Source organism: Streptomyces avidinii, from assembly GCF_045161815.1.
GTDB lineage: Bacteria > Actinomycetota > Actinomycetes > Streptomycetales > Streptomycetaceae > Streptomyces > Streptomyces avidinii.
Map to the genome: position 1 here is coordinate 2,252,541 of NZ_CP108863.1, position 12,206 is coordinate 2,264,746.

Here is a 12,206-nt window from a genome sequence, read left to right on the forward strand (position 1 = left end):
CCGGGTCGATCAGGCCGGGTCGATCAGGCCGGGTCGATCAGGCCGGGTCGATCAGGCCGGTCCCGCCGGAGGACCGACCCGATCGGTCCGGATCAGCCGACCCCGAGCCAGTGCTCGATCGGGTTCAGGGCGAAGAACACCAGGAAGATCCCGGTCAGCGCCCACATGAAGGCGCCGATCTCCCGGGCCTTGCCCTGAGCGATCTTGATGGCCACGTACGAGATGACACCGGCGGCGACGCCGGCCGTGATCGAGTACGTGTACGGCATGATCACGACGGTCAGGAAGACCGGGATCGAGGTCGCGCTGTCGGACCAGTCCACGTGGCGGGCGTTCTGCATCATCATCGCGCCGATGACGACCAGCGCCGCGGAGGCGACCTCACCCGGGACGATCTGCGTGATCGGGGTGAAGAAGAGGCAGGCGGCGAAGAAGAGGCCGGTGACGACCGAGGCGAGACCCGTGCGGGCACCCTCGCCGACGCCGGTCGCGGACTCGACGAAGACGGTCTGGCCGGAGCCGCCCGCGACGCCACCGATGGCGCCACCGGCGCCGTCGATGAAGAGCGCCTTGGACAGGCCCGGCATGCGGCCCTTGTCGTCGGCCAGCTTGGCCTCGGTACCGACACCGATGATGGTGGCCATGGCGTCGAAGAAGCCGGCGAGCACCAGCGTGAAGACGATCATGCCGACCGTCATGTAGCCGACGTCGCCCCAGCCGCCGAAGGAGACGTCGCCGAAGAGCGAGAAGTCCGGCTTCGAGATCGCGGAGCCGCTGAGCTCCGGCGGGCCGCTCTTCCAGGCCTTCGGGTCGATGTCCACGATGACGTTGAGGATCGCGGCCAGGACGGTGCCGCCGACGATGCCGATCAGGATGGCGCCGGGCACCTTGCGGGCCTGGAGCATGAAGATGGTGATCAGGGTGACGCAGAAGAGCATGACGGGCCAGCCGGACAGCTCACCGACCGCACCGAGCTGGACGGGGGGACCGAACTCCGGACCCCTGCCCACGAAACCGGCCTTGACGAAGCCGATCAGGGCGACGAAGAGGCCGATGCCCATGGTGATCGCGTGCTTGAGCGCGAGGGGGATCGCGTTCATGATCATCTCGCGGAGGCCGGTGACGACCAGGAGACAGATCACGACACCGTAGACCACACACATGCCCATGGCCTGCGGCCAGGTCATCTGGGGCGCCACCTGCGAGGCCAGCACGCCGGACACGGAGAGACCGGCGGCAAGGGCGAGCGGCACCTTGCCGACGAAGCCCATGAGGAGCGTCGTGACGGCTGCGGCGAACGCGGTGGCGGTGATGATCGCCGAAGCGGCCATCGTGGTACCGGCGACGTCCTTGCCCGAGAGGAGCAGGGGGTTGAGCAGAAGGATGTAAGCCATCGCCATGAAGGTCGTGATACCGCCACGAACCTCATTGCCGATGTTGGAGCCTCTGTGCGTTATATGAAAGTACCGGTCGAGCCAGGACCTGCCAGCGGGTGGCTGAGAGCCGTCGCCGGCCTCTTCCGCGGTGGTCTTGGGCTCTACTGACGATTGGGTCATGGTGCCTAACTCCCAAGGTTCAAAGGGGCACCCGCTTGGAGATTGGAGATGCGGGATTTGGGATGCTGCGTTTGGCTGCACGACCCGGGGTGACGGCCCGAGGCGACGCGAATGTGCACTGCGTGTACTGCGGGTAGTGCGGGGGTGACCGCTGGTACCACGGGGGTTGTTGCAGGGGTACTGCCGGGTGAAGGGACCGCGAGCGGTGCGGTGCTTCGTAGGTCCTCCGGACGGTGCGCCGTGAAGTGTGACGTTCCCATGCGCACCGCCCGGAGAGTGTGAGGAGGTCCAGGGGCCTCGCGGCCCCCGGACCACGCCGTCCTAGAGAGTCCCGGTGAGGGCTTCCGGACGGATCGGCGTCTTGTTGATCTCCAGACCCGTCGCCTGCCGGATCGCCGCGATGACGGCCGGGGTGGACGAGAGGGTCGGGGCCTCGCCCATACCGCGCAGGCCGTAGGGGGCCTTCGGGTCGGCGAGCTCCAGGACGTCGACCGGAATGGTCGGGGTGTCGAGGATGGTCGGGATCAGGTAGTCCGTGAAGGAGGGGTTGCGCACCTTCGCGGTCTTCGGGTCCACGATGATCTCTTCCATGATCGCGACGCCGAGACCCTGGGTGGTGCCACCCTGGATCTGGCCGACCACGGAAAGCATGTTGAGGGCCTTGCCGACGTCCTGCGCGGTCGCCAGCTCGACGACCTTGACCAGGCCGAGCTCGGTGTCCACCTCGACGACCGCGCGGTGCGCGGCGAAGGTGTACTGGACGTGGCCGTTGCCCTGGCCGGTGACCAGGTCGAAGGGCTCGGTCGCCGCGTGCCGGAACTCGAGTTCGAGGTCGATGGCCTCGTCCTCCAGGATGTCGGCGATGTCCGCGAGGACCTCGCCGCCGTCGGTGACGACCTTGCCGCCTTCGAGCAGCAGTTCGGCCGTCGCCCACGCGGGGTGGTAGGAGCCGTTCTTGCGGCGGCCGATCTCCAGGAGGGCCTCGCGGACCGCCTCACAGGTGTTCTTCACGGCGCCACCGGTCATGTACGTCTGCCGGGAGGCGGACGTGGAACCGGCGGAGCCGACCTGCGTGTCGGCCGGGTGGATGGTCACCTGCGTGACGCCCAGCTCGGTACGGGCGATCTGCGTGTGGACGGTGATACCGCCCTGGCCGACCTCCGCCATGGCCGTGTGGACCATCGCGACGGGCTCGCCGTTGATGACCTCGAGCCGCACGCGGGCGGTCGAGTAGTCGTCGAAGCCCTCGGAGAAGCCGACGTTCTTGATGCCGACCGCGTAACCGACGCCGCGGACGACGCCCTCGCCGTGGGTGGTGTTCGACAGGCCGCCGGGCAGCGCGCGGACGTCCGCGTTCTCGCCCGCGCTCTCCCACTGGCGCTCCGGCGGCAGCGGGCGGGCCTTGACGCGGCGCAGCAGCTCGGCGACGGGCGCCGGGGAGTCCACGACCTGGCCGGTCGGCATGACCGTGCCCATCTCCATGGCGTTCAGCTGGCGGAACTCGACCGGGTCCATGCCCAGCTTCGCCGCGAGCTTGTCCATCTGGGCCTCGTAGGCGAAGCAGGCCTGGACGGCGCCGAAGCCGCGCATCGCGCCGCAGGGCGGGTTGTTCGTGTAGAGCGCGATCGCCTCGATGTCCACGTCCTCCAGGACGTAGGGACCCACCGAGAGGGAGGACGCGTTGCCCACGACCGCCGGGGAGGCGGACGCGTACGCGCCACCGTCCAGGACGATCTTGCACTTCATGTGCGTGAGCTTGCCGTCCTTGGTGGCGCCGTGCTCGTAGTAGAGCTTCGCCGGGTGACGGTGCACGTGGCCGAAGAAGGACTCGAACCGGTTGTAGACGATCTTGACCGGCTTGTTCGTGGCCAGGGCCAGGAGGCAGGCGTGGATCTGCATCGAGATGTCCTCGCGGCCACCGAAGGCACCGCCGACGCCCGAGAGCGTCATGCGGACCTTCTCCGGCGGGAGGCCCAGGACCGGGGCGATCTGCTGGAGGTCCGAGTGCAGCCACTGGGTGGCGACGTACAGCTCGACACCGCCGTCCTCGGACGGTACGGCCAGGCCGGACTCCGGGCCGAGGAAGGCCTGGTCCTGCATGCCGAAGGTGTACTCGCCCTCGACGATGACGTCGGCGCGCTTGCGGGCCTCCTCCACGTTGCCGCGGATGATCGGCTGGCGGTGCACGATGTTCGGGTGCGGGACGTGACCGATGTGGTGGTCGTCGCGGCCCTCGTGGATCAGCGGCGCGCCGGGGGCGAGGGCGGAGGCCTCGTCGGTGACGAGCGGCAGCTCGCGGTAATCGATCTTGATCTTGGCGGCCGCGCGGCGGGCGGTCTCCGGGTGGTCGGCGGCCACGAGGGCGACCGGCTCACCGTGGTGCCGTACCCGGCCGTTGGCGAGGACCGGGGTGTCCTGGATCTCCAGGCCGTAGTTCTTCATCTCGGCCGGCAGGTCGTCGTACGTCAGCACCGAGTACACGCCGGGCATGGCGAGCGCCTCGGAGATGTCGATGGAGACGATCTCGGCGTGGGCGACGGTGCTGCGCAGCGTCTGGCCCCACAGCATGTCCTCGTGCCACATGTCCGAGGAGTACGCGAACTCGCCGGTGACCTTGAGGGTGCCGTCCGGGCGGAGGATGGACTCGCCGATGCCGCCCTTGTTGTGCTTCTGGGTGACGTTCGTCGGCGTACCGGCGGGCACGGTGCGGGTGTTCTGAGCCATGGTCAGACCGCCTCTGACTGACGGGCGGCCGCGAGGCGGACCGCGTCGAGGATCTTCTCGTAGCCCGTGCAGCGGCAGAGGTTGCCGGACAGGGCCTCACGGATGTCCTGGTCGGACGGGGAGGAGTTCTCCTCCAGCAGCGCGTCCGCCTGGATGAGCAGACCCGGGGTGCAGAAACCGCACTGCACGGCACCGGCGTCGATGAACGCCTGCTGGATGTTGGAGAGCTCCACGCCCTCGCCGGTCTGCGAGTCGCCCGCCCGCGAGCGGAGCTCGCTGTTGGGCCCGTGCGCCTGCCACTGCTTGGCCGCGTCCAGGGACACGCCCTTGCTGCCGCAGCCGCCGCCGGTGCCGCAGGCACCGCCGTGGCCGTGCTCCTCGCGCTGCTTGGAGAACTCCGCCAGACCCTCGACGGTCACGACGTCGCGGCCCTCGACCTGGCCGGCGGCCACGAGGCAGGAACAGACCGGCACGCCGTCGAGGCGGACGGTGCAGGAACCGCACTCGCCCTGCTCACAGGCGTTCTTGGAACCCGGCAGGCCCAGGCGCTCGCGCAGGACGTAGAGGAGGGACTCGCCCTCCCACACGTCGTCGGCTTCCTGCTGACGGCCGTTGACAGTGAAATTGACGCGCATGATTACGCAGCCCCTTCAAGCGAGCGGCCGTTGCCGGTTCCGCGGTACTGCTCCCAGGTCCAGACGAGCTGGCGGCGAGCCATGATGCCGACCGCGTGACGGCGGTACTTCGCCGTGCCGCGGACGTCGTCGATCGGGTTGGCCGCGCCGGAGGCGAGGTCACCGAACTGCTTGGCGATCGACGGGGTGATGACCTTGCCGGACTCCCAGAAGCCGCCCTCTTCGAGAGCGGCGTTCAGGAACTCCTCGGCGGCCTTCGCACGGATCGGGGTCGGCGCGGCCGAACCGATGCCGGTGCGGACCGTGCGGGTCTCCGGGTGCAGCGCCAGACCGAACGCGCACACCGCGATGACCATCGCGTTGCGGGAGCCGACCTTGGAGTACTGCTGCGGTCCGTCCGCCTTCTTGACGTGGACGGTCTTGATGAGCTCGTCGGCGGCGAGCGCGTTGCGCTTGACGCCGGTGTAGAACTCGTCGATCGGGATGAGGCGCGAGCCGCGTACGGACTCCACCTCGACCTCGGCGCCCGCCGCGAGCAGCGCGGGGTGGGAGTCACCGGCCGGCGAGGCGCAACCGAGGTTGCCGCCGACGCCGCCGCGGTTGCGGATCTGCGGGGACGCGACCGTGTGCGAGGCGAGCGCGAGTCCCGGAAGCTCCGTACGGAGGTTCTCCATGATCTGCGTGTACGGGACGGAGGCGCCCAGACGAACCACGTCCTCGCCGACCTCCCACTCCCGCAGCAGACCGATGCGGTTCAGGTCCAGGAGGTACTCCGGCCGACGGTGGTCGAAGTTGATCTCGACCATCACGTCGGTGCCACCCGCAATCGGCACAGCTGTGGGGTACTCGGCCTTAGCGGCGAGTGCCTCCTCCCAGCTGGCGGGGCGAAGGAAGTCCATGAGCGGCTCTCTTCTTCTTCATCGTGTCGTTTACTTCAAGCCAGGAGGCCCAAGAGCCCTCGACTGGTCGTTCACGTGCTGTTAACGCGGTGTGGACCCAGTACACAAGCCGCCCGTCCCCCGGGTGCAGTCACCGAAACCATGAAGGAGTTGGCTGACGGCCTCCCTCGTCTTGTAGATTCGTATGAAAGGCGGGATGCGACGACCTGCCCGATTTCCAACGGCAACATTCGAGACAGATCGGCGGCGACATCATGCGGCTGCGCGCACTGCTGGAAACCGAGGCGCTGGGGCTGCGGCTGCTCGGCGGCGAAGGTGAACTCGACCGGACGGTCCGCGGGGTCATGACGACCGACCTGCGCGATCCCAGCCGGTACCTGTCGGGGGGCGAGCTGGTCCTTACCGGCCTGGCCTGGAGACGAAATTCAGCCGACTCCGAGCCATTCGTACGAATCCTGGCGAGTGCGGGCGTCGCCGGGCTCGCCGCGGGCGAGGCGGAGCTGGGCGCGATCCCCGACGATCTCGTTTCGGCCTGTGTGCGCAACCGGCTGCCGCTGTTCGCTGTGAACGAGGACGTTGCATTCGCCACGATCACGGAGTACGTCGTACGGCAGGTCTCGGGCGAGCGCGCCGGGGACCTGGCGGCCGTCGTGGACCGACACCGCCGCCTGATGACCTCGGGTCCGGCCGGCGGCGGCCCCGACGTGGTGCTCGATCTGCTCACCACCGACCTCGATCTCCGGGCCTGGGTGCTGTCCCCCACCGGCCGGCAGATCGCCGGGGCGGGCGAGCCGCTGGCGCCGGGCGTGTGCGCAGCACTGGCGAGCGAGCACCTTGCGGCGGTCCGGACGGGCCGCAGGGGGCCGCATCGGATCTCCATCCAGGGTATTACCTACTCGCTCTTCCCGATCAGGGGACACGGCCGCGGCCCGGCCGGTCCGGCCGCCCGTGACGTGCGCGAGACGGTGCTCTCGGACTGGCTGCTGGCCGTCGAGGCGGACGCGGGCGACTGGCCCGCCGAGCGCCTGGACCTGCTCCAGGGCGTCACCCAGCTGATCGCCGTGGAGCGGGACCGGCGGGACGCGGCCCGCACGGTGCGCCGCCGCCTCGCGCAGGAGGTGCTGGAACTGGTCCAGACGGGTGCTCCGCCCGCCGAGATCGCCGCCCGTCTGCGGGTGGCGGCGCCGGTGCTGCTGCCGGGGCTGGGCGCCGCCCCGCACTGGCAGGTCGTCGTGGCCCGGGTGGACTGGGAGGGCGGGGAGATCCCCGGCGGCCCGGTGGCGCAGTCCCTGCTGGAGGAGATCCTCGTCGACCCGTCGGTCTCGGGGCCCGAGCCCTCGGACCGGATCGCCGTGGCCCATGCGGGTGACGAGGCCATCGCCCTCGTGCCGCTGCCCTCCCTCTCCGGGGACGCCGGGGAGGACAAGGGCCCGGACTCGGCCCTGCACGCCGACGAGCTGCTCGCGGCCGTACGGGACCCCCTGGCGGCCGGTCTGGCCGACGACGGCCGGATCACGCTGGGCGTCAGCGCGGCCGTCCACTCCGCGGAGGGGCTGCGCGGGGCGCTGGAGGAGGCCCGGCACGCCCGCCGGGTGGCCGCGGCACGCCCGGGCCGGGTCTGCGCGGCGGGCCACCACGAGCTGGCCTCGCACGTGCTGCTGCTGCCGTTCGTCCCGGACGACGTCCGCCGCGCCTTCACGGCCCGGCTGCTGGACCCGCTGCGGGACTACGACCGGCGCCACCGCGCGGAGCTCATCCCGACGCTGGAGGCCTTCCTGGACTGCGACGGTTCCTGGACCCGCTGCGCGACGCGCCTGCACCTGCACGTCAACACGCTGCGCTACCGCGTCGGGCGAATCGAGCAGTTGACGGGCCGGGACCTGTCGCGGCTGGAGGACAAGCTCGACTTCTTCCTCGCACTGCGAATGAGCTGAGGAATCCGCCCCTCGGCCGCAAGGGTTCGGCCACGGGGCGGCTGATGATCCGTCCGGACTTTGTGAAAGAGTTCACCCAACCCCTTGGCCGATGCCGCCGATCCGTGCTCTCATTTCGCCCCAGGGCTCAATGACGCGCTGCTTGGTTGCTTTGGGGAGGGCAATGTGGCGGACACCGCCATGTCGGGTGCCGGAACAACCGGAGGGGACGACCCCCTTCAGCGGGCGATATGGCGGCTGCGCTCGCGCGGCTGTTGGACCGATGCGGCGGCGCTGCTGACGCCGCACGTCGGCAGTGCCGGAGCGGCCGTACAGCGGACCGCGCTGCTGGTGGAGCGCTGCCTGTTCACCGGCCAGGGCTGGGCCGAGGCCGAGGACGCGCTGCGGATCGCCGAGGCGATCGCCCAGGACGACGACGACCGGGGCGCGGCCGCGTGCGAACGGGGTCAGCTGGCGTACGCCGCGACCGTGCTCGGGGTACGCGACCGGGCCGACGAGGCCCGCTCCGCGCTGGGCCGGGCGGCTGCCCTGCTGTCCCCGGGGTCCCGGACCCGCCCGCTGCTGGACTTCCGGCGCGGGCTCGTCGCGGAGCACCTGGCGGACGCCCCGCAGTCGGCCCGTCCGGCCTACCACCGGGCCCACGCGGGGGCCGAGGCGCACGGGGACACCCTGCTGCTGTCCTTCACCTGGCGGCATCTGGCCGCGCTGGCCCTGCGGGACGGGGAGGTGGCCGAGGCCCGCAAGGGCTTCGCCGAATCCCTGCGCATCCGGGAGGACCTGGGCTTCCTGATCGGCACGGCCCCGGCGCTGGCGGCGCTGGCCGAGGCAGAACCGGAACCGGAGGCCACCCGGCTCCGCGCGGAGGCCCGCCGGCTGTTCCACCTGCTGGGCGGCATCCCCACCTGGCTGGCGGACCAACTCCACCCGACCGAATCCAGCCCCGCCGGCGTGTGAGGCGCGGGGTCCGGGGCGGAGCCCCGATCCTGGGCCCCGCCCGCGTTTGAGGCGCGGGCCGGGGGCGGGCCCCGGTCAGCCGGGCGAGCCCGCGAAGTGTTCGCGGACCAGGGACTCCACCACCGGGAGGTCCCGCGCGATCAGCGCCTCCAGCAGCGCCGAGTGCTCCGCCGCGTCGGCGACGAGATCCGCCCGCCGCACCCGCGGAGCGCCCGGCAGGGGCCACTGGGCACGGCGGTGGAGCTCCTCCGCCACCTGCACCAGCTGGTCGTTGCCGGCCAGCCGCAGCACCGCCCGGTGGAAGTCCCGGTCCGCCTCCGCGTACCCCGGCAGGTCACCGGCGGCCGCCGCCTCGGCCGTGGCGGCCGCGGCCGGGCGCAGGGCCTCCCAGGCGTCCGCGGGCACCGTACGGGCCAGCCGGAGCATCACGGGGACTTCGAGCAGCGCCCGGACCTCGGCCAGCTCGGCGAGCTCCCGCGGGCTGCGGGAGAGCACCCGGAACCCCCGGTTCGGGAGGCATTCCACCGCCCCCTCCAGGGCCAGCTGCTGCATCGCCTCGCGCACGGGGGTGGCGGAGACCCCGAAGCGCTCCCCCAGGGCCGGGCCGGAGTAGATCTCGCCGGGCACCAGCTCGCCGTCGATCAGGGCCGCGCGCAGCGCGTCGAGCACCTGACCGCGCACCGAATGGCGCAACACCTTCTGCCTTTGTGCCGGTACCCGGGCGTGGGCCGTTTCGTGCACTCGGTCCTCCTCCGGGTCTCGACCTGTCCTGAGAATAAGTGACGGCGTGCGCGGGGCGAGGGGGGTACGGATCGAACCGAATCAGGTAAGGTAAGGCTAACCTGTTAACGATCGTGTGATTCTGTGATTCGGTGGCCCGTCATGACCGTCACGACCTTCCCGGCTGTCACATCCGCCCCGCCCGGCTCTGCGGTGACGGATGCGTTCGACCGGCTGGCCGAGGCGTACAGCGGACTGCGGGTGGTCGAGCGAACCGCTGACGAACCCCTCCCTCGCGGTGCGGGATGGGTCGGCGCGGACGAGCTCGCGGCCGGCGGGCCGGCCCTGGACGCCTTCCTCGCCTGGGACAACGCCCAGGTCCTGCGGGACTACGGGACCCAGGGGCGGCCCGATGTGATCGCGGGCTTCGGGCTGCACCGGTACGCGTGGCCGGCCTGCCTGCTGATCACCCTCCCGTGGTTCCTGCAGCGGCGGGTCCCGCGGTTCCCGGTCGCCGAGGTGGCCTTCCACCGGACCCTCGGCCGGATGAGCGTGCGCGTCGGGGAGTTCGCCTGCCTGCCGGACGATCCGGCGGCCGCACTCCCGGGGGCCCGTGTCGTGCCCGACGAGGAGGCGCTGCGCGAGGAGGTGCGGGCTGCGGTGGCCCATCACCTCGGACCGCTGCTGGAAGGTTTCGGCCCGCGCATGCGGCGCGGCCGCCGCGCCCTGTGGGGCATGGTGACCGACGAGGTCGTGGAGAGCCTCTGGTACATCGGCAGCCTGCTCGGCGAGGAACAGCGGGTCATGGCCGAGCTGGAGGCGCTGCTGCCCGGCTCGACGGCCCCGTACACCGGGGGCGCGGGGTTCCGTACGCTCACCGGGCCCGCCGGCGAGGAACTGCCCACCCGGGACCGGGCCGGCTGCTGCTTCTTCTACACCATCCGCCCCGAGGACACCTGCGTCACCTGTCCCCGTACCTGCGACGCCGACCGCATCGCCCGCCTCGCGGCGACCGCCGCCTGAACCCACCCCGTACGACTGACCGCAATCGAACGCAACTGGGCTCGTACGGGCATCAGTTCGAGTCACAACACCCTATCCGGCGGGCCCCACCCCCCGATGGCGTCCACTTGCCCCGAAACCCGCGTGCACGGCTCACCGGCTGCGCCACTATGGCGCCCGGAAAGCCGCACAGCCGCATACGCGAGGCAAGGGACATCCGCATGAGACTGACCGACATATCGCTGGACTGGCTGCTGCCCGGCAGCCTGCTGATCCTGGGCGTACTTGCGGCAGTTGCGGTACTGGCCCGTGGCAAGCGCGACAGCGAGAAGGCCGCGGCCGACGACAGCTGGGAGCGCAGCGAGGAACGCAGGCGGCGCAAGGAAGCCGTCTACGGCACCGCTTCGTACGTCCTGCTCTTCTGCTGCGCGGCCGTCGCCGCCGCACTCTCCTTCCACGGACTGGTCGGCTTCGGCCGGCAGAACCTCAACCTCACCGGGGGCTGGGAGTACCTGGTCCCCTTCGGCCTCGACGGCGCCGCCATGTTCTGCTCGGTGCTCGCCGTGCGCGAGGCCAGCCACGGTGACGCGGCCCTCGGCTCGCGCATGCTCGTGTGGCTGTTCGCGGGCGCGGCCGCCTGGTTCAACTGGGTGCACGCCCCGCGCGGCCTGGGCCACGACGGCGCCCCGCAGTTCTTCGCGGGGATGTCGCTCTCGGCGGCCGTGCTCTTCGACCGTGCCCTCAAGCAGACCCGCCGGGCGGCGCTGCGCGAACAGGGCCTGATCCCGCGGCCGTTGCCCCAGATCCGGATGGTCCGCTGGCTGCGGGCCCCCCGGGAGACCTTCGGCGCCTGGTCGCTCATGCTGCTGGAGGGGGTACGCACGCTCGACGAGGCCGTGGACGAGGTGCGCGAGGACAAGAAGGAGAGGGCGCAGGACCGGCACCGCCGGCGCGACCAGAACCGGCTGGACCGGGCGCGCATCAAGGCGCTGGGCCGGCAGAACCGGGCGTTCGGGCGTTCGCGCGGCCGCCAGGTCGAGCTCCCGGAACTGACGCAGGGAGCGGGCTCCGCGCCGGTCGGCGCGGAGCCGGCCATACCGGATCCGGGACAACTGCCCCTGCGACGCCGGCCCTCCCTGCAGGCCGTCAACCGAACCGAATCCACTGACGTGACCGGCACCCGGACGGTGGACCTCACCGCCGAGGACGACACCCAGACCATCCCCCGACTGGACTCGCTGGAGCGCAAACTGAAGGACCTGGAGCAGCAGTTCGGCTGACAGATCCCGATGCCGGGGGATACCCCGCAGGGCCCGCCGGTCAGGCGGGCCCTGCGTCGTACGACGGGTCATGCCGTCCGTCGAGCTCGAACCACACCACCTTGCCGCCGCCCAGGGCCAGCGCGTCCACCCCCCAGTCGTCGGCGAGCGCCTGCACCAGCACCAGTCCCCGGCCGTGCGTACCGTCGTCGGCGGTCGGTACGTACGGCCGGGGTCGGCGTGCGGCGTAGTCCCGCACCTCCACCCGTAAGCGTGTGGCCGCGAGGCTCGCGTGCACCTCAGCGCCCCGGTCGGTGTGGACGAGCGCGTTGGTGACGAGCTCGGTGATCAGCAACTCGGCCACCTCGGCGGCATCGGTCCGGTACCGGTGGCGCATCAACTCCCGCAGTGCTCTGCGGACTTCACCCACCGCCTTCAGGTCGGCCCGGCGTACGCTCCGGGTGATGCGCAGCGTGTCCACCGTTCCCCCGTCCTCGCCGGCGGACGGTTCGCGCGGCACCGG

At 71.2% G+C, this 12,206-nt stretch carries 10 protein-coding genes; 4 read left to right on the top strand and 6 right to left on the bottom strand.

The window, feature by feature from the left end:
• Positions 1-92: 92 nt before the first annotated feature.
• From OG373_RS09960 to OG373_RS09975, 4 genes are all read right to left on the bottom strand, one after another.
• Entirely contained in the window at positions 93-1,556 is a 1,464-nt protein-coding gene (locus OG373_RS09960; protein WP_405437571.1) for an NCS2 family permease, read from the bottom strand.
• 321 nt (positions 1,557-1,877) lie between these two features.
• Positions 1,878-4,280 carry a xanthine dehydrogenase subunit D gene (pucD, locus tag OG373_RS09965; RefSeq protein ID WP_405437572.1) on the bottom strand — a complete coding sequence of 801 codons (2,403 nt, stop codon included), beginning with the start codon at positions 4,278-4,280 and terminating at the stop codon, positions 1,878-1,880.
• Positions 4,281-4,282: 2 nt separating this feature from the next.
• Positions 4,283-4,915: a (2Fe-2S)-binding protein gene (locus OG373_RS09970; RefSeq protein WP_189967653.1), complete on the bottom strand. Its 633-nt coding sequence runs from the start codon at positions 4,913-4,915 to the stop codon at positions 4,283-4,285.
• Between the two features lie 2 nt (positions 4,916-4,917).
• Positions 4,918-5,814 (bottom strand): xanthine dehydrogenase family protein subunit M, encoded by an 897-nt coding sequence (locus OG373_RS09975; protein WP_052871972.1) that lies wholly within the window; start codon positions 5,812-5,814, stop codon positions 4,918-4,920.
• Positions 5,815-6,068: 254 nt separating this feature from the next.
• Between OG373_RS09975 and OG373_RS09980 the strand changes: the two genes are divergently transcribed.
• Together OG373_RS09980 and OG373_RS09985 are read left to right on the top strand one after the other, a co-directional pair.
• The gene (locus OG373_RS09980) at positions 6,069-7,748 is read left to right on the top strand and encodes a PucR family transcriptional regulator (protein ID WP_405437574.1); all 1,680 of its coding nucleotides are present in this window, start codon (positions 6,069-6,071) and stop codon (positions 7,746-7,748) included.
• Positions 7,749-7,928: 180 nt separating this feature from the next.
• Entirely contained in the window at positions 7,929-8,702 is a 774-nt protein-coding gene (locus OG373_RS09985; protein ID WP_405444006.1) for a hypothetical protein, read from the top strand.
• Positions 8,703-8,777: 75 nt separating this feature from the next.
• On the opposite strand, the gene OG373_RS09990 is transcribed toward OG373_RS09985, so the two are convergent.
• Positions 8,778-9,479 (bottom strand): GntR family transcriptional regulator, encoded by a 702-nt coding sequence (locus OG373_RS09990; RefSeq protein WP_405444007.1) that lies wholly within the window; start codon positions 9,477-9,479, stop codon positions 8,778-8,780.
• Between the two features lie 105 nt (positions 9,480-9,584).
• On the opposite strand from OG373_RS09990, the gene OG373_RS09995 reads away from it, so the two are divergent.
• Both OG373_RS09995 and OG373_RS10000 read left to right on the top strand, forming a co-directional pair.
• The gene (locus tag OG373_RS09995) at positions 9,585-10,445 is read left to right on the top strand and encodes a (2Fe-2S)-binding protein (RefSeq protein WP_405437576.1); all 861 of its coding nucleotides are present in this window, start codon (positions 9,585-9,587) and stop codon (positions 10,443-10,445) included.
• A gap of 200 nt (positions 10,446-10,645) precedes the next feature.
• The gene (locus OG373_RS10000) at positions 10,646-11,704 is read left to right on the top strand and encodes a DUF2637 domain-containing protein (RefSeq protein ID WP_397729861.1); all 1,059 of its coding nucleotides are present in this window, start codon (positions 10,646-10,648) and stop codon (positions 11,702-11,704) included.
• Between the two features lie 40 nt (positions 11,705-11,744).
• Here the strand turns inward: OG373_RS10000 and OG373_RS10005 are convergent, their stop codons facing one another.
• Complete coding sequence (locus OG373_RS10005; RefSeq protein ID WP_405437578.1) at positions 11,745-12,203, bottom strand: ATP-binding protein; 459 nt, start codon at positions 12,201-12,203, stop codon at positions 11,745-11,747.
• Positions 12,204-12,206 lie beyond the last annotated feature (3 nt).